At 37.2% G+C, this 24,462-nt stretch carries 19 protein-coding genes; 7 read left to right on the top strand and 12 right to left on the bottom strand.

Annotation, left to right across the window (positions count from 1 at the left end):
- Window positions 1-36: 36 nt before the first annotated feature.
- The 5 genes from AC4IFE_RS09775 to AC4IFE_RS09755 form a co-directional block, all read right to left on the bottom strand.
- Window positions 37-243: a KTSC domain-containing protein gene (locus tag AC4IFE_RS09775; RefSeq protein WP_490756686.1), complete on the bottom strand. Its 207-nt coding sequence runs from the start codon at window positions 241-243 to the stop codon at window positions 37-39.
- An 89-nt stretch (window positions 244-332) separates the two neighbouring features.
- Entirely contained in the window at window positions 333-1,016 is a 684-nt protein-coding gene (locus tag AC4IFE_RS09770) for a T9SS type A sorting domain-containing protein (RefSeq protein ID WP_490756684.1), read from the bottom strand.
- A 6-nt stretch (window positions 1,017-1,022) separates the two neighbouring features.
- Window positions 1,023-1,613, bottom strand: a complete 591-nt coding sequence (locus AC4IFE_RS09765; protein WP_490756683.1) for a phage tail protein — start codon at window positions 1,611-1,613, stop codon at window positions 1,023-1,025.
- A gap of 130 nt (window positions 1,614-1,743) precedes the next feature.
- Window positions 1,744-3,606, bottom strand: a complete 1,863-nt coding sequence (locus AC4IFE_RS09760; RefSeq protein WP_490756681.1) for an AAA family ATPase — start codon at window positions 3,604-3,606, stop codon at window positions 1,744-1,746.
- Between the two features lie 14 nt (window positions 3,607-3,620).
- On the bottom strand, window positions 3,621-4,691 hold the full coding sequence (locus AC4IFE_RS09755) for a DUF4407 domain-containing protein (RefSeq protein WP_490756679.1): 1,071 nt from the start codon (window positions 4,689-4,691) through the stop codon (window positions 3,621-3,623).
- 327 nt (window positions 4,692-5,018) lie between these two features.
- Between AC4IFE_RS09755 and AC4IFE_RS09750 the strand changes: the two genes are divergently transcribed.
- The 4 genes from AC4IFE_RS09750 to AC4IFE_RS09735 are packed head-to-tail and all read left to right on the top strand — an operon-like array spanning window position 5,019 to window position 13,632.
- On the top strand, window positions 5,019-6,593 hold the full coding sequence (locus tag AC4IFE_RS09750; protein WP_490756678.1) for a T9SS type A sorting domain-containing protein: 1,575 nt from the start codon (window positions 5,019-5,021) through the stop codon (window positions 6,591-6,593).
- 1 nt (window position 6,594) lies between these two features.
- Window positions 6,595-9,651, top strand: coding sequence for an RHS repeat domain-containing protein (locus AC4IFE_RS09745; RefSeq protein ID WP_490756676.1), 3,057 nt, complete (start codon window positions 6,595-6,597; stop codon window positions 9,649-9,651).
- Between the two features lie 7 nt (window positions 9,652-9,658).
- Complete coding sequence (locus AC4IFE_RS09740) at window positions 9,659-13,069, top strand: DUF6443 domain-containing protein (protein ID WP_490756674.1); 3,411 nt, start codon at window positions 9,659-9,661, stop codon at window positions 13,067-13,069.
- Window positions 13,070-13,071: 2 nt separating this feature from the next.
- Entirely contained in the window at window positions 13,072-13,632 is a 561-nt protein-coding gene (locus tag AC4IFE_RS09735) for a hypothetical protein (RefSeq protein WP_490756672.1), read from the top strand.
- 104 nt (window positions 13,633-13,736) lie between these two features.
- Here the strand turns inward: AC4IFE_RS09735 and ruvC are convergent, their stop codons facing one another.
- Both ruvC and AC4IFE_RS09725 read right to left on the bottom strand, forming a co-directional pair.
- A complete protein-coding gene (gene ruvC, locus AC4IFE_RS09730; RefSeq protein WP_040997663.1) occupies window positions 13,737-14,291 on the bottom strand; it encodes a crossover junction endodeoxyribonuclease RuvC in 555 nt (184 codons plus the stop codon).
- A 60-nt stretch (window positions 14,292-14,351) separates the two neighbouring features.
- On the bottom strand, window positions 14,352-14,873 hold the full coding sequence (locus AC4IFE_RS09725) for a 2'-5' RNA ligase family protein (protein ID WP_490756670.1): 522 nt from the start codon (window positions 14,871-14,873) through the stop codon (window positions 14,352-14,354).
- An 81-nt stretch (window positions 14,874-14,954) separates the two neighbouring features.
- Between AC4IFE_RS09725 and AC4IFE_RS09720 the strand changes: the two genes are divergently transcribed.
- Window positions 14,955-15,278 (top strand): PadR family transcriptional regulator, encoded by a 324-nt coding sequence (locus tag AC4IFE_RS09720; protein WP_490756668.1) that lies wholly within the window; start codon window positions 14,955-14,957, stop codon window positions 15,276-15,278.
- The gene (locus AC4IFE_RS09715; protein WP_490756667.1) at window positions 15,275-16,000 is read left to right on the top strand and encodes a hypothetical protein; all 726 of its coding nucleotides are present in this window, start codon (window positions 15,275-15,277) and stop codon (window positions 15,998-16,000) included. The genes AC4IFE_RS09720 and AC4IFE_RS09715 overlap by 4 nt, the downstream gene beginning before the upstream one ends.
- A gap of 99 nt (window positions 16,001-16,099) precedes the next feature.
- Here AC4IFE_RS09715 and AC4IFE_RS09710 read toward each other — a convergent pair whose 3' ends face one another.
- The 4 genes from AC4IFE_RS09710 to AC4IFE_RS09695 all read right to left on the bottom strand — a co-directional run bounded on the left by AC4IFE_RS09710 (window position 16,100) and on the right by AC4IFE_RS09695 (window position 22,596).
- A complete protein-coding gene (locus AC4IFE_RS09710; protein WP_490756665.1) occupies window positions 16,100-17,206 on the bottom strand; it encodes a serine hydrolase domain-containing protein in 1,107 nt (368 codons plus the stop codon).
- 260 nt (window positions 17,207-17,466) lie between these two features.
- On the bottom strand, window positions 17,467-18,177 hold the full coding sequence (locus tag AC4IFE_RS09705; protein WP_490756664.1) for a Dph6-related ATP pyrophosphatase: 711 nt from the start codon (window positions 18,175-18,177) through the stop codon (window positions 17,467-17,469).
- Between the two features lie 87 nt (window positions 18,178-18,264).
- Window positions 18,265-19,143, bottom strand: a complete 879-nt coding sequence (locus AC4IFE_RS09700; RefSeq protein WP_490756663.1) for a hypothetical protein — start codon at window positions 19,141-19,143, stop codon at window positions 18,265-18,267.
- A 105-nt stretch (window positions 19,144-19,248) separates the two neighbouring features.
- On the bottom strand, window positions 19,249-22,596 hold the full coding sequence (locus AC4IFE_RS09695) for a methylmalonyl-CoA mutase family protein (protein ID WP_490756662.1): 3,348 nt from the start codon (window positions 22,594-22,596) through the stop codon (window positions 19,249-19,251).
- Between the two features lie 185 nt (window positions 22,597-22,781).
- Here AC4IFE_RS09695 and AC4IFE_RS09690 point away from each other — a divergent pair, with 185 nt between their 5' ends.
- Window positions 22,782-23,114, top strand: coding sequence for a hypothetical protein (locus AC4IFE_RS09690; protein ID WP_490756661.1), 333 nt, complete (start codon window positions 22,782-22,784; stop codon window positions 23,112-23,114).
- On the opposite strand, the gene AC4IFE_RS09685 is transcribed toward AC4IFE_RS09690, so the two are convergent.
- Window positions 23,111-24,223, bottom strand: coding sequence for a DUF3667 domain-containing protein (locus AC4IFE_RS09685; protein ID WP_490756660.1), 1,113 nt, complete (start codon window positions 24,221-24,223; stop codon window positions 23,111-23,113). The two genes, AC4IFE_RS09690 and AC4IFE_RS09685, sit on opposite strands and share 4 nt — an antisense overlap.
- Between the last annotated feature and the right edge of the window lie 239 nt (window positions 24,224-24,462).

The raw sequence follows: 24,462 nt of genomic DNA, 5'->3' as shown, positions 1-24,462 counted from the left end.
CCTCCGGTAATGGAGGCATTTTTTATTATGATTGGATCAGCTGATCTTAATATATTTAAACCTTCGCTTGATCACATTGTTCAGGAATCTTCCCTTCGATTGGGCTTCCCTGAATTTTTCAGAGATGGATAACGGAACCTTAAGATAATCATAAACAGCTCCGGACTGATACACAATTCTTAATGTCTCAGTCTCAGGAAAATAAATATAACTGTTGACCACACTCGAAGGCATGGAATACATCCTGCAAAAAATATTCCTAAAAAATAGCCCGCAGAGAGATTCCGAAGGCTATATCAATAATCAAGTAATGCTATAAGACATTATAATTTCTATTTTTTCACGAATTTAAATTCATGAAATTCAGAATTTCTAGTAATAATTTTTAAAACATATACCCCTGCAGCAAGTTCAGAAACATCAATTTTTTGATCAAATGGCTCAGATCTTACCAGCTGTCCATCCAAATTATAAATTTGTGTCGTCTGTCCGGAGTCTATTCCCGAAATACGTATAATATCTGAGACTGGGTTCGGGAAAATCTGAATTTTAGATTTTATGACGTCCGATGTTCCCAGTGGCGAACTCTGTACATCCCCTGTCATTGTGGAATTGGCGGCAGTAAGGTTGCCTCCGCATTGTCCAGCCGTTACAGCAGAATTTTCCACCCATGTTCCAAACGTGTTGCTTGGCGGTCTTATGCTGCTGCTGCTTCCTGTTGAATTATAATAAATCAGCGAAGGAGTGGTAAAGGTTCCGTTTCCTTCATCAGCCAAAAACTCCCATCTGGTAAGGGTATTATTCCATTGAATCTTAAATTCGCAAGTTCCCAGCCCTCCGCATGGCTGACCGTCAACTGGTGTTGTAATGTAAATGTTTTTGTTGAATGCATCAGTTCCGGTTTTCGTGAATATAAAATTCTGGTTGTCAAATAGATTATGACATCCATTGAAAGTAATGGTCTGTGCAGCCATCGTACTTCCAAGAGCTATAGCTAATAAGTATAAAATTCTCATAACTTATTAATTAAAAGATGGATAAATACCCTGTAAAGCTATGATGCATCTCATCGTAACAAAGGGAGGTCTGTTTTCATGAGGTTGAGATCCCCCGGCTGGATTCACCATGGTAGCCTTCATTGTTGTATTTGCATTGCTGTCAGAATATTCCTTGTCTAAAAGTTTAGTATCTGCAGGAAGATTCCCTGTAGGGGTATTCTGATTACCTTCTGCGGTTACAGCATTTACGGTATGACTATGAATAGGCATCTGTTGCTGTGTCAGTGTAACAGTTTCACTGCCACCAATTTCCCCTATTAAATAATTCTGCGAAATGCCTGGTCCCTGTCCTTGGGAAACTAAAACTCTTCCTCTCATATCAGGCAGCGCAAAATTAGTGGTTCCGTTTCCTCCATAAGTGGTTCCCAATAAGGAAAAAAGAGCCTGGTTTTGAGCTATAGGCAGAAGTTGTCCATTGCAGTCTGCCCATCCGTTTGGTGCCCTGTTGTAGGGTACAAAAACGATCTGTCCAAGGAAAGGTTCATACTGTGCCTTTAAAGTAGAAATGAATGCAACGCTTATGAAAAGCGTGAATGCTAAAATTGAGTTTTTCATGATGATTAGTTTAGTAGAGTAAAATTATAAAATATTCGGATAAAATAATCATATATAGAAAAAACCTCTCAGAATTGACTGAAAGGTAAGATGTTATTAATTTTAATTTATATTATTCTGGATTTTTTCTCTACTGGCCTAGCATCTTATGATATGCTGCAATATGCAGATGTCCTTCTTCTTTGATGCTTACCTCAAGTTTATGTTTTTTTGCGGTCAGGTAGATTTCTTTAGGCAGCATACTCCCTTTTTTGCTGAGTTCAATGCTCATATCTTTCAGAAGATCCAAATGAAGGAGCAAATCTTCCCTCGTTTTTGCAGCGAGATCCTGCATCAGCCTTTCAATTTTTTTATCCGTAATATCATGCTGCATACGATGTGGATAATCCTCCAGACTGTATGTTGCCTGATATTCTTCATCAAATCCGTATTTTCTGATATAATCGGTGGCCAGTACGGTAGCCTGTTCCCTGTCATGGCTTCTTCCTATACTTGCATTATTTTCTCCAAAGACAATTTCTTCGGCAATGCCACCGGCCAGATAGATTTTAATTCTGCCGAGAATACTTTCCTTCGTATCATGGATCTGGTGTGGAAAGGTAAATCCTGCAGCATAACTGCTGGCTACTTTGCTTTTCAGCTGCAATGGAGCAAAGCCTGTATAGAGCATATAAGAAACGGCATGGCCGCATTCATGAACACTGATGTTGGCTACTGCATCCTGCTGGCTGGATTGGCGTATACTGTCGATTCTTCCGGTATAAGGAATTTCAATAGTACGTTTTCCTATTTTACCTGTGATTGTTTTCTGCTTCGTCAGATAATCAATCTCAATAGTTTTGTCATCATTAATGATGGCTTCAAATAGAAATTTGCTGAGGTTTGTATCCAGAATATCGACTACACTGCTGAATACCGGACGTACTCCCTGCACAGGGAAAACGCCGTTTCTATAGATCAGCTCATTGATGCTTCTGCTGATTTTTAAGCTGATGCCAAATTTTGATTTAGTCTTGCTTTTAAGATTATTTATTTCCCTCTGGATAAGTTGTTCAAAATCTTCTGTCTTTAATGAAAAATAAATCAGATGTATATTTCCAAACCTGGCCACCTGCTCCGGGCGGAATTTCCTCGACAGGGCATTCTTTATATCAACAACAGTTATTTTCTTTGTGAATGCATGATATATATTTGCATCTATATCCGCTTCGCTGGTTTCACGGGACATCTGAAAAGCTTCATCCAGGTTACCGCTGATGATGATCAGCATTTTACTGTAATCCACCGGCTCATAGATCTTTTTCTCTTTCTGCTTCTTCAGAATCAGCTTAATCATATCTTCCTCTTTCATATCGATAATGCTCATCACATCATCTTCCATGCTGAGGTACTTTTTCAGTTCCTTGGCGTCCCAGAGGTTCAAATAAGGATTTTCATCCATTTCCGTTTCGCCGTTCATTTTTCGCCGTTCATTTTCTTTTTTACGCAAAAGGTAGGAGAACAGATAATGTTCAAGATCATCCCGTTCTCTTTTGCTTAATTTTCCGTCACTTAAAAGTTCCCAGAAATCGGTAAACTTTGTCTGTGGTACCGGAGTGCCGTCGGGATCGATCGTATTAAAACGCTGGATCTCATCAAAAAGAACAATGCTGGGTTTTTCATCACTGAGGCGGTTGCTCTGTAAAATATCGGATACGCTTTTGCTCCATGAAGTCTCATCACTGTTGCTGAGCTCTATTTCTACAAAACGGTTTTGAAACTCAAGGAACCGGACTGTCTTTCGCACAAGGTCCGTCTTTCCTACACCCGTCATTCCCCACAGATTGATCACTACGGGACGGGTTAAGATTTCAGGCATCAGATACCAGATCTGGATGTATTCCATTAAATCATCAATGATCTTATCAATTCCGATGAATTCTTTTTTCAGGAATGCTTTACAGCTATCCAGCTTTTTCTTTTTCTTTTTGATCTCTTCTTTATCAATAATCATGCGTGAAAAATACGCTATTTTTTTAAATTATCCTTAAAATCATCAATTCTGAAATCAGTCAGTGCATTTCCCTTCTCAATCTTTTCTTTAGAATAAAGCCTGAAATCATTTTCTGTTTTTTCTAACAGATAATCATAAGGTCCGACATGAGAAATCAGTTTTACCAGTACCGGAGAGATCTCAAGACAGATAAAAAGTCCCATGATAAAAGCTGCTGCCAGACCTATAATTGCTGAGTTTTTGCCCAATTCATCCAAAGCCTGGAGTCTTGCTGCAAAACCATTGAATTTATCCTCAAAAGTTTCAGAAGATTTTCTTTCTGTTTCCAGGTTGGTATAAACTTTAGAAATCTCTTTGTCTAAGTATTCCACTCTGGGTGCGTTTTGCTTCTGAAAATTCTCCAGATCCAGACGACGTTGTTCTTTCAGTTCCTGTTTACGCTTTGCGTTGGGGCCATAACCCTCTTTTCCACTTGTAAGTCCGGACTGTTTTCCAAGAATTTCTTTTTCAAGCTCTACAGCCGCTGAATCATAAGCTTTCTGATACTGTACGGTTTTTTCTGCAATCTGTTTTTTTTCAGTTTCAAAAGGGCCGCTCTGTTTCAGGATTCTGCCGCTCATTTCGCCCTCAAGCTGTTTTTTATTTCTTTGAATGATGGTATTGAGCTGCTTGTTGACCTCTTTTTCAAAAATTTTAAGCTCCAGAGGTTTAGAAATAATAATTCCTAGAAATGTTGCTAAAACAAGACGGGGAATAGCCATTAAAATCTGATTCCACCATGTTCCTGTTTTTTTGATTGATGAAACAATATAACGGTCCAGGTTGAAAATCATAAGTCCCCACAGGATTCCGAAACCCACTGAAGTCCATACATTATCAAATACAGTATACATGGCATAGCCTGCAGATAGGGTAGCAAAAACCGCAGTGAATAATACGATCCCTCCGATGCCTGAAAATTTATTCCATTCACTCGGAGTCTTTTTTAAAATATGAATGTTTCCTCCGGAGCATACCATCAGAAACTTCTGGAACCAGTTTATTTTATGATTCGCTTGATTTATAGTTTGTTGGTTTGTTTTCATTAGTGAAAATTTATACAAATGTAGCACTAAAAATCATACCAATGTAAAAGATAGTATTATGTTTTGCCAAGTAATTGGATGTTTTTGTTTAATTAATTGATTTACATTGTATTAATTGTTGTTAAATAAAAGCTTTTCAATAATCACTCTAAAATATCATCTCTATGATTTTAATACGTCACATTCTGTCGCTTTCCCGTAATATTTTTGCATTATACAAATGATAAAATTCACATTAAATCTCCGTAACGAGATTTGAAAGGCCGTTGAAAAATGTTAAATTCGCAGCCTCAATCAAACTAACCGTAAAACTCGATATACGAACAGATGAAGAAACTCTACTCCGGTGCATGCGTTCTATGCACTCTCTTTGGGTTGTCGGCCCAGGAAGTATTATGGCAAAAAGACATCAAATCCTCGACGCAGGATTTTCTAAGCCAGGTTACCACAACCATAGATCAACAGTATCTGATCACGGGAAGCAGTATTCAAAGCAGTATGCTTCAGGCTGAAGGCAGTAAGCAGAATAACGGCTACGATTTCCATTTAGTCAAATTAAGCCAACAAGGCGAAGAGGTTTGGGAGAAATACATTTCAGGAAATAACCACGACTATCTTTCCGCAACTGTTTCTACACAAGATGGTGGGTTTTTGATTTCAGGTACTTCTTATTCAGGAAAAGGTCTGGATAAAAAAGAAGACTCAAAAGGCGGCTCCGACATTTGGCTCATACGCCTCAATGAATTCGGAGACGAACTCTGGCAGAAAACTTTAGGATCAGCATCCGATGAAGAAGCAAGATCAGTTATTCAGACCACAGATCTTGGCTTTTTTGTAGCCGGGAATGTCACCCTTCGACAGGCTCAGGGTACTACTAAAGGCTATGGCTCCAAAGACGTTTGGGTTGTAAAACTCGATAAGAACGGGAAAGAACTTTCTCAGTCAATTTTAGGCGGAAAAGGACTGGATGAAGTGGAGAAAATGATTCCTACCAAAGACGGTGGAGCTTTGTTGGGAATCTATTCCAGAAGCAACTTAGGGGGTTCTAAGAAGACCGAAAATTTTGGCGAAGGAGATTATTGGGTGATCAAGCTTGACAAAACTGGAAAAGCAGAATGGGAAAAGAACTATGGAGGAAAAGGAGATGATCATTTGAGAACTCTTGCTTTAACTTCAAATGGATACGTCATTGGTGGCGAATCCAGATCCGAGAGATCAGGAAACAAAACGGTTGGAATACAAGAAGGAACCGATCTGTGGCTAATCTCTTTAAACGAAAGAGGTGAAGAAATCTGGCAGAAATCCTACAATTTCGGAAACCGTGATATTCTGATGGGAACAAGTGCTATTCAGAGTCAGGATCGGGGAGCCAGGAACCAAGATCTGACCAAAGGAATTTTACTTGGAGGTTACACTCAGGCAGAGGGAAGAATTGAGGCAGATGATGAAACCTTCTGGATGTTGTATCTGGATCAGGATGGCAATGAACAGTGGAGAAAATACGTGAAGGGAGACAAGAGGCAAAGAGAGGAGAGACTTTCAGATATTAAGCTGAACAGGGATGGCTCCATTATTCTGGCTGGAACCAGTGCAGAGGAACTTGGAAAAGAGAACTGGAAGATTGTAAAGCTGGGAGATAAGCAGCTTGATCAGCTCATAGAAAAGCAGGATATCAAGATTTATCCTAATCCAGTATCAGATTATGCTTATGTGGAAATAGGCTATGAGTTCAAAGAAGCGGATATTATGCTGTATGATATGGGAGGAAGACAGCTTCAATCCTTAAAAACTAAGAATAAGGTGACGAAGATTAATACTCAGAATTTAATTCAGGGGGCTTATCTGGTGACAATAAAAACGGATAACAATAAAACGGCCAATGCCAAATTAATAAAGAAATAGTATGAGAAAAATATACATATCATTAACATTACTTCAATTTTCAATAGCTTTCTCACAGCAAGCCTTGGACAAGGTACAGATAAAATCTCCTCAATCCTATGCATTTGAGAAATATGGTAATGTCCCGATTAATTTACACACAGGAACTTTAGATTTAAAGATTCCTCTCTATTCTATTCCTACAAATGGAGGGAAAAATATAGATGTTTTTGTTTCTTACGACTCATCAGGTTTTTTACCTCACAAGAAATCTGATTATGCAGGAATGGGCTGGTCATTGCTTGCCGGAGGAAGAATTACCCGGACATTAAACAGATTCCCCGACGAATATCAGGGAAATCCTACCTCGTTAAACACGGGACCTTTCGATACTGGTGCTGATTTACATGGTTTTTTAACTGGAGTCCGTCTAAATCCTTACAGCAATACACAAGTTTACAACCTTGACAGTGGAGCCGGTGGACTTAATGGATTAGATTGGAGACTAGGAACCTCTCAAAATGGTTACGAGGGTGAGCCTGATATTTTCAATTTTAATGCATTGGGCTTAAGTGGAAAATTTATAGTGGGAAATGATGGAAATGTATTGGTTGAATCCAATGATCCCAATATTAAAGTAGATTTGACAGGATTTGTTTCCTACGGAGGTAAAGAGTTTTGTAAACCACCGAACCAAACTATTACTATTACAGATGGGCAGGGAAACAAGTATTATTTCGGTGGTGACTTTTCGAAATACGAGATTAGTTACTCATTGTCCCATCCAGGGATGGATAAAGAAAACTGGTATCTTGGGTTTCCTTATATAAGTTCCTTTAGTCTCTCTAAAGTGGAACTTGTTAATGGACAAACGATTACCTTTGGTTATGTCCAGGACACATTAGTTAATGATTTTTGTAGTTTAACAACAGATGATTCCAATGTTTTGGCTAATTCCAAAGTATTAAACTTCGAAGGCTATTTTCAGGATGGAGCACGAAGTCTCGAATGGAAAAACTGCCCTGGCGGAATTGCAGGTTGTGGTTCTAACAATAGCAGTATGGAGTCTTATACAGAAAGCTTTGCTTTAACAAAACGTTCATTGCTTGAAAGCATAACATACGGAAGTCACCAGATAAAAATCAATTATAAGGATATTGGTTACCCAATTGAACATTATGACGGACCCTCCAATACACTTTATTTTAACGAATATGTAGTTGATAATATCCAGCTTTTTGATAATAGCCGCTTGATCAAGAATAATGTATTTGCTTATGATAATTTTGGGGGAGTAAATAAAAGACCTTTCTTAAAAACCATTACAGAGCCAACAAGTAGTATGGTATATAGTTTTGAATATTATAACACTGACAACCTGCCAAAATATGTTACAAAAGGACTAGACCACTGGGGATATTGGAATGGGAATGACAACAATATGAATTTGTCACCTTTTGATACATATAATGCCATCACAGGAGATTACACATTGAACAATACATATAGAGATACTAATATTCAGAAATATAATGTAGCATTATTAAGTAAAATTACATATCCCACAAAGGGCTATTCTGTATTTGAATATGAACCCAACTATTATGGGAAAAGAATAGAAAGAAACTCAGCAAGTGCTTTTTTACCCGCATTAACTAGTAATGCAGGGGTTAGCGGTGGGGCAAGAATTCATAGGCAATATGATTATTCTGAAAATGGAGGGATAGTCAACAATAAAGAGTACAGGTATACTACTGCATTAAATGGAAATGCTTCTTCAGGAATATTAACAAACTGGCCAAGATATATTTACTATATGGAGTTCACAAGCCCAACTTATACTGAAAAATTATATATCCGATCTAGTTCCAATGTACAACAAAACAGTTTAGATAGTTATAATGTAGGCTATCAAAGAGTTTTTGAAATAAATGCGGGCAAGGGCTATACAGAGTATAACTTTACCAATTATGAAGATTACCCAGATAGCTTAAATCCTGATGCTGGTAATTTAAAAAAATACAATACAATCAATCAGGTATCACCTGAAAATTTGTATAAAAATTTCAGGAATTTATATGGAATTGATCGAAGCATTTTAAGAGGTCAATTGAAAACCGAAACGATATATCCTGAGAGCTCTTTAAATCCTTTAAGAAAAACAGAATATGTTTATAATGATAATATTGATTATAATCCTAACAATATAAAGGATAATAACAACTATGTCACTTTTAACCATCTTTCTGGGGTTTGGGTACAGGGGTATAAAAAATATATGAATTCGTCAGCAATTAAAAAGAAAGTAGTTACTGATTTCCTAAATAATGTTCAGGTAAAAAGTACTACTGAATATTTTTATGATAGCGTTAAGCATTTAAACCGTACTAAAGAAAATAATATAACATCTGATAATACTGAAATATCCCAAAATTACTCGTATGCTCAAGATGTCAATAACAGCTTAATGGAATCTAGAAATATGACTGGAATTTCTGTAATTACAGAAACGAAAGAGAATAATAAAACTATTGGTAAAACTGAGACTATTTATCCTACTTCAATACCTACAACACAGGCTGGGAATTTAATGTTACCATTAGCTCAAAAAACATTTGATCTCCAAGCCATTACTAATATAGCTACTCAAGTTACTTATGACAGCTATGATTCTAAAGGAAATATACAGCAATATACCACTAAAGATGGCATTTCAACAACCATTATTTGGGGTTACAACAAAACCCAGCCTATTGCAAAAATAGTAGGAGCAACTTACAGTCAGGTAGAAAACTTGATCTCAGGTATTGTTACTGCTTCCGATACGGATGCCCAGGCAGCACCAAATAATGATGAAACATTGCTCTTATCTGCATTAGATGCCTTCAGAAATAATCCAGCTTTATCAGGTTACCAGATCAGTACCTATACTTACGATCCACTAATTGGGGTAAGAAGCATCACACCACCGTCTGGAATCAAAGAGTTTTACAAGTATGACACTGCTAACCGTTTGGAAAAAATGATTGATGTCAATGGAAAAGTATTGAAAGAATACAAATACAATTACAAAAACTAACACAGACATGAAAAAAATAATCATTCCCATCGGGCTGTTGCTGATCACTCATTCAGTGCAGGCCCAGCTTACCCAGGGAGAAAACTATATCCAATCCAAAACCTATTTGGACTACAACGGAACCACACCAACAAAGTCTTCCGAAACCGTCCAGTATTTTGATGGATTGGGAAGGCCCAAACAGATTGTTAACGTAAAAGCGTCGCCTCTTGGAAGAGATGTGGTTACCCATATTGAATACGATCAGTTTGGAAGACAGGTAAAAGACTACTTACCGGTTCCTCAAGCAGGCACCCTGAATGGTGCTATCGTTCCTACCCCTCTGGTCAATGCTGCCCAGCCCGGGATTTATGGATCAGAAAAGATCTATGCTGAGAAAATACTAGAAAACTCTCCATTAGATCGAATCCAGCAACAAGTTCAGGTGGGTAACGACTGGACCGCTAAACCTGTTAAATTTGATTATGATACCAATATTGGAGAAGATTATGTAAGAAAATACGAAACCTCGACCACGTGGGTTGAAGGCAGGACCCAAACTTCTGTTCAGCTCCTTCAATATTTCCAGCCTTCCCAATTATACAAAAACATGGTAACTGATGAAGACGGCAACAAAACCATAGAATTCAAAAACGGTAAAGGACAGGTTTTACTCGTTAGAAAAGTATTGAATGCTACACAGAACACAGACACCTATTATGTTTATAATGAGTATGATCAGCTGGCATTTGTGATACCTCCTTTGGCATCAGCTCCCACTGTAGAATCTGCTACAATGGAAAACCTGTACTATCAATACCGTTATGATGGCAAGGGCAGACTAGTAGAAAAAAAACTTCCAGGAAAGGGCTGGGAATATATGGTGTATGATAAAGCTGATAGATTGATTCTTACTCAGGATGCTGTAATGGATGCACAAAATAAGTGGCTCATGACCAAATATGATACATTTGGAAGAGTGATCCTTACAGGAATTATTTCAGCAGGAGAAAGAGCTGCTTTACAGAATTTAATTAAAGACTTAGTAATTATTGAATCCAGACATGCCACAGGTTTTGCTAAAAGTGGGATGACGGTTTACTACAGCAATAATTATTTTCCTTCAGATATCCAGTCTATATTGAGCGTTAATTATTATGATACCTATCCTCCCGGAGCCTCCGCAGTCACCAATGTATTTGCACAGGAGCTTTTGACTGATAACCCGGCCAATTCGCGAACGACTAAAGGAATGCTTACCGCTTCCTATGTCAAAAATATAGAAGATGACAAATGGACAAAGAACTTTATCTGGTATGATACCAAAGGAAGAAATATAGGCTCAAGAAGTAACAACCATTTGGGAGGATATACTGTCGTTAATCATAAGCTCGATTTTGCGGGAATCGTCCTTCAGACCAATACCTATCACAGAAGACTTATCACGGATCCTGAAAAGGGCATTGTGGAAAAATTCACTTATGATTCCCAGAACAGGCTTCTGACGCATACCCATCAGATAGGAAGCAACCCTGTTGAATATCTGGCTCAGAATAAGTATAATGAACTCTCTCAGCTGGAAAATAAAAAAGTCGGAGGTACAAATGTTGCATCACCACTTCAAAGTATAGATTACAAGTACAACATCAGAGGCTGGATGACTAAGATTAATGATCCAGCAAACTTGGGAACTGATATTTTTGGTTATAAAATCAAATACAATCAGGTTGAAGGATTGGAAACGCCCAATACCGATTTTCCTGATTTGAAAGTAATGCCGAGGTATAATGGGAATATCGCCGAGGTAGACTGGAGAACTGCTACTGCACCTAATGATCACCTGAGAAGATACGGCTATGTTTACGATAGCTTAAATAGGCTTTCAGCAGGTTTTTATCAGAAAGACAGCAATCCTTCTGCGAAAGAATATTTTGAGAAAATAGAATATGACCTGAACGGTAATATTACTAGTTTAAAAAGATCTTCTGAATTGATGGAGGGAAATACTGCCGCAAATTTTCTTAACAACCTTAATTACACCTATCAGGGAAATAGACTTACATCTGTTAAGGATCTTGTACCATCTATTGGCGGATATAAAGGAGGTACTATGCAGTATGATGCAAATGGAAATATGACGGGTAATCCCGATAAAAACAAAATGATTATTACGTATAATTTCCTAAATCTACCAAGCAGTATTACGGAAACAATATTTTTTAATTCTACCAATGACACCTATTATACTTATAGAGCTGACGGAACAAAAGTTTCGAAGAGATATATACAAATGGGTGCGGAAAAGAATACGGACTATTTAGATGGTTTTCAATATAATAATCTGGAATCATTTGGCTCAACAGTTCCTACGGTTCCAACATTAAAGTTTGTACCGACACCAGAGGGTTATTTTGATTTTGAAAAAAATAAGTATATTTATAATTATATTGATCATTTAGGAAATGTAAGATTGAGCTACTTTAATAATGGTACAGGCCTGGAAGTAGTTGAAGAGAACAATTACTATCCATTTGGATTAAAGCATAGCAGCTATAACAGTTTACCTGGGAATTACAGTTACCAGTATAAGTACAATGGCAAGGAGCTTCAGGAGACAGGAATGTATGATTATGGAGCGAGGTTTTATATGCCAGATCTTGGAAGATGGGGTGTTGTGGATCCGCTCGCGGAAAAGCATCCTGAACTCAATCCAATGATGTATGCTGCAAATAATCCTGTTAAATTTATAGATCCTGATGGTAGAGATTGGGGGATAAGAGTAGATCACGAAAAGCATACCATTACAATAGAAGGTAATTATTATTATCAAAATCAAGATAGTTATGATAAAAACAAAGGAGCTTTAGCTGAATGGAATAAATTAGGAGGAGCATATACTACAGCAGACGGCATAGAATATACAGTAAATTTTGATTTAAAAGGAAGTGTTGCTGATGAAGGTCAAAAAGCTGATGAATTAGCTGCTGCTGATCCTATAGGAAATTCAGTAAAAGAATTGTCTGATACTGGCTATAATAACTGGTTTAGCGCTATAGCTGGAGCTGACGCTGCTAAAGAACATGCAGAAAATCAGGGAGGTGGAGGAACGAAAGGTGGAAAATATATTGCTAATAAAAGTTCTGTTGCAAATAATAAAACTAGAGCTCACGAAATGGGGCATACCTTAGGACAGGGGGAGAATGATGGTGGTGTAATGAACTATGCCGATAGTTATGATAAAATGTCCAATCCTAACTATTCTAATACCAGTTCAATACTTAAAGACGCTTATAAGCAAGTTAAATCTGGGCATAATTTGAATGGTAATGGTGCTTCGGCTTCAGGAACGATAGGTAAATCTCAATTTAGGATAATTGTTACAGGAGATTATACTGGAAAAGGAAGTTTTTTAAAACCTAAAAGCTTAAAAGAAAAATAAAAATGTACAATAAAATTTATTTCATATTATCTCTATTCTGCTCAATTTTTTCTTTTGCACAGGATATAGAAGTTGTCAAAATAATATATAATGCTGATTTTAAATTTTTAAATATAAATCATAAAAAAACAGTAAATCATGATGAAATAGATACATCTAAAAATATATCATTAATTACATTAAATATTAATGTTAAAAATTTATCAAAATGTAGCAATAGTAAATGTTATACAAAGATAGTTAACGATACAATGGTCAGCGGTGATTTTATTTTGCCAAGTTCACTCGATATAAAAAACAAACTAGGAAATGTAAAACCTTATATGAATGATTATCTGAACAAGCTGGTTTTTAGTCAAGAAGTATTAAAGAAAAAATCAAACTATATTTTATATGAAAATAAGCTTAAAAATGTGATTATTATTGTTTTGCAAATGACAAAATCTTATTATAATGCCCATACAACTAATTTGGAATTATGTGGAAGTCCTAATGATAAGATTGTGTTATATAGGTATTTGAACGGAAATGATGAGTATGAAATTGAGAACGGAACATTGTGATTGAAAGCCTAAAAAACTAGCTGGCGCGAGCGAGATGTTCGCACCCATAAATAGCCACTGTGAAAACAGTGGTTTTATTTTAAAATTTACTTGCAAATACATGATTACTTCACCCTCCCCGGGTTCTGCTTCAAAAAACTGTCCCATCCGCTGTAGGATTTTGTATCCGCAATAGTTCCGGAGTTAAAATGGTGGCAGACTGCAACGGCTAAACCATCCGAGGCATCTAAATATTTGGTGGGAAATTCTTTCAGTTTTAAAAGATTCTGAAGCATTCCGGCTACCTGTTCTTTGCTGGCATTTCCGTTCCCGGTGATGGCCATCTTGATCTTTTTAGGAGAATATTCCGTGATGGGAATATTTCTGTACAGGCTTGCGGCCATTGCAACGCCTTGTGCGCGGCCGAGTTTAAGCATACTCTGTACGTTTTTCCCATAAAATGGGGCTTCCAGAGCTACTTCATCAGGATGATATTCATCGATCAGAGCCAATGTCTTATCAAAGATATATTTCAGTTTGGTTTCGTGGTTAGGATACTTTTTCAGGATCAGTTCGTGGATGGAAATCATTTCCATTTTACTTTTGGTCACGGAAATAATGCCGAAACCCATAATCGCTGTTCCGGGATCAATCCCTAAAATTATCTTCTCTGAAATCATGGTTCAAAGATAGGGTTTATAAATCTTTTTTACTGAATTGTGATAAAGTTTGATGGGTCCTTATTTTAATTGCTTCTCAGCAATAGGAATCCATTTTCCGTCATGACGGAGAAGCAGGATTTTTTCGACTAAGAATTTAGTTTTGTATTCTTTATTTTTATAAATCTCCCATGCTTTCAGATAGTTATCAAAACTAAGATTTCTGTAACCAACCGTCATGTGAGGGGTAAAAGATTTCTTACCAAAGCTGAAATGCTGCCTGATCCTCTGGTGGAGTAAATTTAAATTTTCGTTGGCTTCAGGCTGGACAAAAATGACCGCATTTTTTGGATTAGGAAAACTTCCGAAACCATTCAGTATGATTTCAAAGGGAGGAATGTCCGTATCTATCTTCTGAAAAGCAGCATGAATGTCACTTTCCAGCTCCTGATCTCTGTCAAAAGGTGATAATAAAGTAATATGTGCATCATTCGTTAATGCTTTTGAATTGTCGTAATTCATAGCAAGATCTTGTTTGAACACCTTTACTTCATCAATGGTATCCAGCGGAGGGTAGATAGCGATGAAATACATTTTTTTCATACAGCAAAATAAATATTTTTTAGCAAAATTTAATACATAAGAAAATTATGCATAAATTTGAAAGGTATAAAAACAAGATTTTTGAAAAAGAACAGTCTTTACAAAGGAACACTCCAAAACATTATTTTGAAACTGCTTTCGAAAGAAGTGAAAATGTATGGCTATCAGATAACCCAACGTGCAAAAGAACTTACAGAAGGTGAACTTGAGATGACCGAAGGTGCTTTGTATCCAATCCTTCACAAATTGGAAAATGAAGGGATGATCATCTCAGAAATCCAAAAGATCAACGGTAGAGACCGTAAATATTATCTCCTGACAGAAAAGGGAAAGAAACACCAGGCAGTTCAGGAAAACGAAATGAAAAGCTATTTGCTCAACCTCAATACCATTTTTAACATATGATGACCAAAACACAGGAAAATCAGGTGACAGATTATCTTATTTTTCAGCAGCTCCCGCTTGATATTTTAGTGGAAGTGAAAGACCATATGATCTCCCAGATTGCAGACATCCAGCTCCGTAAAAATCTGAATTTTGAGGATGCATTTCTGAGCGTAAAAAAATCATGGGACGGAGAATTTAAAATGGTAAGTTACTTTCTGTTTTCTCCTGTAGAGATTCCATTAATTGTAAAAAAGATCGTTAAAGAAAAATTTAATATACTCCTGAAAAAATCTCTTATAATAGGTCTTGTTTTCTTTGGAATTAACCTGCTGCTGATTTATTTTTCAAAAAATCAGGAAGAATACGCCATATTTTTCAGGCTGCTGAATGGACTGTTTTTATTGATGGTAGGGCTGGTATGGTTATTAAACATTAAAATCTGGAAATATATGCGGACGGATTTTAAATATAAAGGAAAATGTTTTTACACCTCATACCAGCAGAATACAGGTTTGATGGCAATATGTACAATTTCTATGTTGCAGATTGTTGGGAAAACCGGGCATTATGCTTACCAGTTTTTCAGAACGCAAAATACATCCGAAATAGCCGGAACAATTATTACACTGCTTATTCCCTTTGTCCTGCAGACCTTTGTAATTTTTACCCTATTCAATTTTTTTGAACATAAGAAGACCCTGAAAAGGATGCAGAATTTTCTTCAGCCCGCTGACAATTGATATTCGAGGCAGCTACCAGTCCAATAGTAACTTCCTGCCCCTCTTTCGGCTTCCGGTACCTCAATCTTAATTTTCTTATCCGAATTCTGGTTAAATAAATTAGTGTTTTGCTTTGAGCTGTAGCAAAGTATTCTCAAGATTGTCCGTAATCTTTTTAACTTCCACATGAGGCCTGAAAGTTGAACTTTTCCCCTTTTCTTCATCCGCAATATTGGATAAAATAATAACAGATGTTTTGGTTTGCGGGTAATAAATATTCAGAGAAGGAGAGCCCTTTACATAGCCGCTGTGAAAATAACTTTCAGGGCTTCCGATATTGATCATAATGCCATAGCCATAGCCCATCTTTCCTAAAATGGCATGATGCCTTTCCGAGCTTTTGGAAACAAACTGCTTTAAAGTTTCAGCTTTGAGGATTTTTCCGCTATAAATAGCATTATTCCAGAGGTGGAGATCCTCTATGGTTGAAAGAATGCCGCCCGCCGGAGTTCCTATATCTTTTCCTCCCAATCTTTTGGGCATATTCGGAACGGCCGCAGATTTTGCAGCATTTCCCAAATAAGCACCTGCAAAATTCTTACCCTCAAAGATATTTCCTGTGGAAGAATTTTTCATCCCCGCTTTTTTGAAAAGTTCCATAACATTTTCATCGTATGACTTTCCTGAAACAGCTTCTACAATTTGTCCAAGTGCATTAAAACCGTCATTGGAATAGAAAAAATCCGAACCGCTTTTAAACATCAGCTTTCCTCCGAAAGTATTTAATCCCGAAGTATGATTTAAAAGCTGATGAATAGTGATATTCTCATATTCTTTGGTCTGAAATGTTTTTAGATATTTGGATGCTTTATCACTAACATTCAGCTTTCCCTGTTCCATCTGGAGAAGAATAAGAGTAGCTGTAAACTGTTTGCTTACAGACCCAATAGCAAAAACCGTATTGCTGTCGATCTTTACTTTATTCCTGAAATCTGAATAGCCGTTTTCTTTCCTGTACAGCTGCAGCGAATCTTTAAATACGGCAATACTTCCGTTGAAATTATATTTTTTAAATACAGAATCAATCTGCTGCTCTAAAAGTGTTTTTTGAAAAACTGTGATTGTGGAATCAATAATTACATTTTTGTCAACCGGTTTTTTTAGAGTTTCAGTTTTGCATGAAAACAAAAAGCAGAAAAGCAGAAGGAAGGAAAAATTTTTTATCACAGGTGTTTTATATTAAAAGTTACTGACTAGGACTGATACATATTTAAATGTAAGAAAATCCTTTGAAGTCTCAAAGAGAAGCAAAATTTGTGCTAAGCTAAGGTCGTTCGTGGGCAATAGCTGTAATTTTATAATAATTACAAAAGATCAGAGCTTCTTTTGTCTCAGGAAACCACTGAAAAGATGTTGAAATGGTATAAATGTTAGAAAATAACAGGAAAATTAGGCCTGGGGATTAAATTGCAGGTATAAATAATATTCTATTTCAGAATCAGATCACAGAACCAGAAAACATATTCGCCGGCTTCCTCTTCCGGGCCGGCTTTCGGCTTAGGATAGGTTTTCTTTACAGTTTCGCCGATTTCAAAGGAAACAGGAGTTTTAAAGATAGGCCCATCAAAAGTAAACGTATGGAATTCTCCGTTTTCTCCACATGGATCAACATTTTCAGGAAGATTATTGATGAAATCCTGGTCGATAATTCTTCCTGCAAAACTTTTGTCCAGATAAGTTTCATTCACACATGTCACAATCGTTTTGAAGCCAAGATCAAGAAATTCGTGGATGAGGTCGGTTGTATTTTGCTTCCAAAGTGGAAATACAGCTTCCATTCCTATTGAATTCAGCTGGTCTTCACGGTATTTTCGGAGGTCTTCCAGGAAAATATCCCCAAAAACAGACTGCGTGATACCCATAGCCTGAATGTCTGACATCGTTTTACCCATAATTTCACGGTATTCTTCCATAGACGGCTCTTTGGGAAGCTCCATTTTAATCAAAGGCAGCCCTATACTTTCCGCCTGCTTTTCCAGAAGCGATACATGAACACCATGCATGGAAATTCTCTGGAATTCTTTATTAATGCTGGTCAGCAGTGTAGTGACTTCAGAACGGTTTTCCTGTAAGGTTTTATAAAGGGCAAGAGCAGAATCTTTTCCGCTGCTCCAGTTGAATACGGCTTTTGGCTTCATATCGCAAACATAGTAAATATTGAAGATAAAAACCTGTCGGAAATTATAAATGCAGTAGTAACTTCTTCTCCGATCCGGCTCCTGATCTTAATTTCTTCTGCGGTATGATAAGACAACTCCGTATTGAAGATTATAAGTTTTCCCAAGAAGTTCTTCAGCATAGGCTTCTGATAAAAAATAAGACTCTATATCGGAATCATTTTTATTTTTATCATAATCCTCATAAGAAATTTCCTCACCGTCTAAGAAATATAGGGTATTTCTCTTATCCGGGTCAAAATCTATATTTTGAGCTTTGTCAATATTTAAGTTTAATGGACTGTCTTCTTTTGAACGTCTGCTGTTGGCAAATAAAAACAGCTTACTTTTATTGGATTCATCCTCGAAAACATAGATGTTTTTGAAGCTGATGTCTTCTTCAGAAATTCCGATTTCACCGGAAAAATAGGAATAAGTGGAATATTTTTTTGAAAGAGTAAGAATACTTGTTTTTTTATACTTCCGTGCTATTTCTTTGTTTCCTGAAATGTTAAATTTCACTGTTTTTGTTTTAGGTCTGTAAAATTCTCTGTCTTTATCCGGAGTATCCTGTGAGTCGGATGGTGCGGCATAAATGATCACACCAATTTCTAATGTTCTAAGAGTGTCTCTTGTTTTGGATTGTCCATTGAGACTGGAAGTGAACATTGCGGCAATGAATATTCCGCTGGCAATTTTACGAAATGGAAGTTGAAAAAGCGGGTAATTTATTTTTGTTTTTTCTTCATCAATATATAATCTGCTCTTCTGTATTTTTCCACATACAGATGGATTGGAACTTAGTAATATATGGATTTCTTCATCCGTTTTGCCGGTAAGATCATACACTTTTTTTGAGCATAGGTCACAAAATTTCCCTCCCGGAGCCTGCTGCATTTTGTCCCAGTTTTCACTGCATGGATTTGAAATCTGAAATTCTTTTTTCATCATCGTCAACTTTAGATTAAAAATACAAAAAAACCTCAAAGAAATTTCCTTGAGGTTTAATTTATAATTTAAAACAGTAGTAAAAACTGTCTGCCCGACACGGGCCTACATATTTCTTCTGTACTTACCGCCCACTTCAAACAGAGCATTGGTAATCTGTCCGAGAGAACAGTATTTCACGGCATCCATCATTACGGCAAACAAGTTTTGCTGGTTGATGGCTGCATACTGCAATTGTTTTAAAGCTTCTGCAGATCTGTCTTCATTAGATTTCTGGAAATTATGTAAAGTTTCGATCTGAACCTGCTTTTCTTCCTCAGTAGAACGGATGACTTCTCCCGGACGAACCGTTGGAGAACCGTCTTTTCCTAAGAAAGTATTTACACCGATGATAGGGTATTCTCCGGTGTGCTTCAGCCACTCATAGTGCATCGATTCCTCCTGGATCTTGGAACGCTGGTACATAGTCTCCATGGCGCCAAGCACACCGCCTCTTTCCGTAATTCTGTCGAATTCCGCATAAACTGCTTCTTCCACAAGATCCGTCAGTTCTTCAATAATAAATGAACCCTGAAGTGGATTTTCATTTTTAGCCAATCCTAATTCTTTATTAATGATCAGCTGAATCGCCATTGCTCTTCTTACAGACTGCTCAGTCGGTGTTGTAATAGCCTCGTCGTAAGCGTTGGTGTGAAGAGAATTACAGTTATCATAGATTGCATAAAGTGCCTGAAGCGTTGTTCTGATATCATTGAAATCAATTTCCTGCGCGTGAAGCGAACGGCCTGAAGTCTGGATATGGTATTTCAGCATCTGGCTTCTTTCATCTGCACCGTATTTCAGCTTCATAGCTTTTGCCCAGATTCTTCTTGCTACACGGCCGATCACTGAATATTCAGGGTCGATACCGTTGGAGAAAAAGAATGATAAATTTGGGGCAAAATCATTGATATCCATTCCTCTTGACAAATAATATTCCACATACGTGAAACCGTTTGCCAACGTAAATGCCAGCTGGGAAACCGGATTCGCGCCTGCTTCTGCAATGTGATATCCTGAAATAGAAACAGAGTAGAAGTTTCTTACTTTTTCCGTGATAAAATATTCCTGAACATCACCCATCAAACGAAGGGCAAATTCAGTAGAGAAGATACAGGTGTTCTGAGCCTGATCTTCTTTTAAAATATCAGCCTGAACCGTTCCGCGAACTGTTGCGATCGTTTTAGCTTTAATTTCAGCATAAGCATCAGCTGGAATAACTTCATCTCCTGTGATCCCCAATAACTTTAATCCTAAACCATTGTTGGAAGGAGGAAGTTCTCCGTTATATTTTGGTCTTTCTAAACCTTTGTCATCAAATTTTGCCTTTAAAACAGCTTCTAGTTTAGATTCTAAACCCTTTTCAGCAATATATTTTTCAACATTCTGGTCAATGGCTGCATTCATAAAGAAAGCCAGCAGCATTGGAGCAGGACCGTTAATGGTCATGGAAACAGAAGTCATTGCATTCACCAGATCAAATCCGGAATACAATTTTTTAGCATCATCTAAAGTTGCGATAGAAACTCCCGCATTCCCGATTTTACCATAAATATCCGGTGGTAAAGCTGGATCCTGTCCATATAAAGTTACAGAGTCAAACGCTGTGGATAAACGTTTTGCATCCATTTCCGCAGAAACGTAATGGAATCGTCTGTTGGTTCTTTCAGGACCTCCTTCTCCGGCGAACATTCTTGTAGGATCTTCTCCGGTTCTTTTGAAAGGATAAATTCCTGCGGTGTAAGGGAATGCTCCCGGAAGATTTTCCTGTCCCTTCCATTGGATCAGATCACCCCAGTCCGTGTATTTGGGTAAAGCAATCTTCGGAATTCTTAAGTGAGATAAAGATTCCGTTGAAGTTTCCACCTTAATTTCCTTTCCTCTTACGAAATAAGAATAAAATTCTTCATGGAAAGCCTTTTTTGTATCATCCCAGGTTTTCAGGAAGTCAATGTTTTCCTGCTGAAGATCTTTTTCCGCTTTTTGGTATTCTGCATCTAAAGTTTCATTGCTAAGGAATTTTTTCACCCCTTCAATGTGATACATTTTTCTTGCTAATTCAGCCTGTTTCGCAACATTAGCATCGTATTGTCTGTTATTTTCAACAATTTCAGATAAATAACGAACTCTTTTTGGAGGAATGATCGTTACTTCGTCTGTAATTTCCTGCTCAATAAAACCTTGCAGGTTTAAACCTGAAAATTTATCATTTACTTTTTCAACCAACCTGTTGTATAGCTCAGTGGTTCCGTGGTCATTAAATTGGGATGCTTTTGTCGCATAAACCGGCATATCATCCAACGGACTTTCCCACAATAAATGGTTTCTCTGGAACTGTTTTCTAACTGCCTGAAGCGCATCTAAAGCGCCACGTTTGTCAGATTTATTTAAAGCCACCAAATCAGCATAATCCAACATGTCGATCTTTTCCAGCTGTGTAGACGCTCCATATTCAGGTGTCATCACGTACATTGAAACATCGGCAAAGTCAGAGACTTCCGAACCGGACTGTCCGATACCTGATGTTTCCAGAATGATCACATCAGGATGAGCCAGCTTCAAGACATTCAGTGCAGAATGAATGAACGGTGAAACGGAAACGTTGTTTTCTCTGGTCGCCATTGAACGCATATAAACTCTAGGGTCATTGATCGCATTCATACGGATTCTGTCTCCCAAAAGGGCGCCTCCTGTTTTCTTTTTAGAAGGGTCAATGGAAATAATGGCAATTTTTTTATCAGGATTTGAACGGATAAAACGTCTTACCAGTTCATCTGTTAATGAAGATTTTCCTGCTCCACCAGTACCTGTGATACCGATGATCGGGATATTTAGATCTTTTGATTTTTCGTCAATCGCTTTTACCAGCTCAGGTTTTTCCTCAGAAAAGTTTTCAACGGCAGAAATAACTTTAGCAATGCTTGTGGAATTTTCAAAACTGATTGAATCCAGATCACCGGCTGTTATATCTTTTCCTGTTGCGAAGTCAGACCTTTTCACCAGATCATCGATCATTCCCTGTAAGCCGAGTTCACGACCGTCATCCGGAGAATAAATTCTGTCGATTCCGTAAGACATAATATCTTCAATTTCTTCCGGCAGGATTACACCGCCACCGCCACCGAAAATTTTGATCTGCGGAGAGTTTTTTTCTCTTAAAAGGTCGTAGATATATTTAAAATATTCATTGTGTCCGCCTTGGTATGAGGTTAGTGCAATGGCATTGGCATCTTCCTGGATTGCTGTATTAACAACTTCCTCAGCTGATTTGTCGTGGCCAAGGTGAATCACTTCACATCCTGTTCCCTGGATCACACGGCGCATGATATTGATCGCAGCATCGTGTCCGTCAAATAATGACGCGGCTGTTACAATTCTCACTTTGTTGGTTGGAGTATATTTTTGGGTTTCCATAAAAAATCTAGAAAATTTCTGAATTTCCAAATATAATAATAAAATAAGAACCTTTTGGTTTTGTTTAATGATTTGATTTTAAGGAAGTTGTTTGTAAGTGGCAGGTTGTTATTTTCCCAACTTAACAATCATTCGTTTAATAATCACAAGTAAATTCTTTATTTTTGCACCATAATATATATAGTATGAAAAAGGCTTTGATGTACTTTGCTTTAGGAACTGTTCTTAGTTTCCTTATCAATTATTTTTTTTACAGTTCGGATAATATCGGTCTTGATATATATTATGCCCTGTCCTTTGGAATAGCATGGGGAATTGCTTATTACCTGGATACACCCAATTTTACACTGCCACAAAAATTAGGTATTTCCTTTGTTGCAATGGGCATTTTGGTGTTAATTGGAACATTCCTGTTCAATCTTGAGCTTGCCATTCCGTCTATCCTGAAGTTTTCTACGGTTTTTGTAGCATATTACTTAATTGCTAGTTTCAGAGCGAACAAATCTTTGCGCAGTTAATGCATTAGTAAGAAGCTGACAACTCCTAAGCCCATTAATAAGAACGTAAATAAAACGGTGTTGATAAAGAACAAAATGGCACCTACTAAAATAGTCAGGGCAGGATGCGTGCGGTAGGTCTTATAATGCGCGACAAAAAAATAACATCCTGCATAAACAATAGCACCTGTAGTGAGTAACCATTTCATAATAATGAGAAAGCTGTTTGTTTCATCAAAATAGCTGAACACCTTATTCAGTACAAAAAGAAGGAGGGTGAGCAGTAATAAAAAAGAAAAGTAATGGAGGGTAAAAACACCATGATCAAAATACCACCACTTTTTTTTACTGTGAAATATCCAAAGCAGAAAAGCAAACAAAGGAAGGTATATGAAGAGGGCTTTTGGCAGATTGTGAACTGAGCTCTTAATGAACATATTAGTAATCTCATTAGGAGAATGACCTTTTTCTTCCAGCTCAAAGATCTTAGCCACGAAAGGACGGAAAGTCTGATATTTGTGCCCGTTCTTTTGCTCTTTCTTATCAAAATCCTCCATAGACTGTAAGCCTAAAGATTTTGTAATGCTCTTATTCTCTTTAAATATATTTTCAACATCTACATCATCCTGAGCTGTACTTTTAACCTGGCTGGAATCTATTGCACGTGTCAGCATTCCACCGGTAAGGGAATCTGCCTTTATGATTTCCGGAGACTGTAAAGCCTCGTTTACAGCTTTATTCTTAGCGGCTTCTTTTTGAATCTCTTTATTGATTTCTTTTGCCTGGCGGGAATTTTCCTTTCCGAAGTTCAGATCTGTTATCTGAAATGAAATAAAGAGAAAGGTAACAAAACTGATAAAGATGTAAAGTTTTACCGGAGGGACAAACTGCTGTCTTTTTCCTTCCAGATAAATCTTTGTAAGTCTTCCCGGCTTAAAAAGCAGATTTTTCATGGTCCCCCAGAACTGGCCGTCATAATGTGTGAAATCTTCAAAAAAATGAGTGAATAAATAGTAAAAAGGATGGCGGCTTTCGATATTTTGCTGTCCGCAGTGTGGGCAGAATCTTTCTTCAACATGATGCCCGCAGTTGAGGCAGTTTTTGTCTTCTCTGATTTTTCCGTGGCTCATGGATACTAGGACTATGGTTTGGACGCAAATATAAATATTTCGCCACATAAAATAATCATATCAATAAGTTTTTAGGATAACCTTTAATATAAAATTAATAAAGTAAGAGTTTAATGAATAAACTCTTTACTTTATCATCAGTGTTTTTAGAATCTTCGAAATGTTTTTTTCATCGGCCAATCATTTTACAAGTTCTGTGCCAAATAAAGCAGTTTAATAATATGAATTCTGAGATAGGG

The sequence above is a fragment of the Chryseobacterium sp. UF-81 genome (assembly GCF_058245105.1).
This window is presented reverse-complemented; position numbering and strand designations above follow the sequence as displayed.

Excerpts from the sequence above, each read along its gene's own strand:
- AC4IFE_RS09750 (WP_490756678.1), top strand. The coding sequence starts at position 5,019 with ATGAAGAAACTCTACTCCGGTGCATGCGTTCTATGCACTCTCTTTGGG.
- AC4IFE_RS09760 (WP_490756681.1), bottom strand. The coding sequence starts at position 3,606 with ATGATTATTGATAAAGAAGAGATCAAAAAGAAAAAGAAAAAGCTGGAT.
- AC4IFE_RS09715 (WP_490756667.1), top strand. The coding sequence starts at position 15,275 with ATGATGACCAAAACACAGGAAAATCAGGTGACAGATTATCTTATTTTT.
- AC4IFE_RS09755 (WP_490756679.1), bottom strand. The coding sequence starts at position 4,691 with ATGAAAACAAACCAACAAACTATAAATCAAGCGAATCATAAAATAAAC.
- AC4IFE_RS09695 (WP_490756662.1), bottom strand. The coding sequence starts at position 22,596 with ATGGAAACCCAAAAATATACTCCAACCAACAAAGTGAGAATTGTAACA.
- AC4IFE_RS09690 (WP_490756661.1), top strand. The coding sequence starts at position 22,782 with ATGAAAAAGGCTTTGATGTACTTTGCTTTAGGAACTGTTCTTAGTTTC.
- AC4IFE_RS09765 (WP_490756683.1), bottom strand. The coding sequence starts at position 1,613 with ATGAAAAACTCAATTTTAGCATTCACGCTTTTCATAAGCGTTGCATTC.
- AC4IFE_RS09745 (WP_490756676.1), top strand. The coding sequence starts at position 6,595 with ATGAGAAAAATATACATATCATTAACATTACTTCAATTTTCAATAGCT.
- AC4IFE_RS09700 (WP_490756663.1), bottom strand. The coding sequence starts at position 19,143 with ATGAAAAAAGAATTTCAGATTTCAAATCCATGCAGTGAAAACTGGGAC.
- AC4IFE_RS09705 (WP_490756664.1), bottom strand. The coding sequence starts at position 18,177 with ATGAAGCCAAAAGCCGTATTCAACTGGAGCAGCGGAAAAGATTCTGCT.
- AC4IFE_RS09740 (WP_490756674.1), top strand. The coding sequence starts at position 9,659 with ATGAAAAAAATAATCATTCCCATCGGGCTGTTGCTGATCACTCATTCA.
- AC4IFE_RS09770 (WP_490756684.1), bottom strand. The coding sequence starts at position 1,016 with ATGAGAATTTTATACTTATTAGCTATAGCTCTTGGAAGTACGATGGCT.
- ruvC (WP_040997663.1), bottom strand. The coding sequence starts at position 14,291 with ATGATTTCAGAGAAGATAATTTTAGGGATTGATCCCGGAACAGCGATT.
- AC4IFE_RS09685 (WP_490756660.1), bottom strand. The coding sequence starts at position 24,223 with ATGAGCCACGGAAAAATCAGAGAAGACAAAAACTGCCTCAACTGCGGG.
- AC4IFE_RS09725 (WP_490756670.1), bottom strand. The coding sequence starts at position 14,873 with ATGAAAAAAATGTATTTCATCGCTATCTACCCTCCGCTGGATACCATT.
- AC4IFE_RS09735 (WP_490756672.1), top strand. The coding sequence starts at position 13,072 with ATGTACAATAAAATTTATTTCATATTATCTCTATTCTGCTCAATTTTT.
- AC4IFE_RS09775 (WP_490756686.1), bottom strand. The coding sequence starts at position 243 with ATGTATTCCATGCCTTCGAGTGTGGTCAACAGTTATATTTATTTTCCT.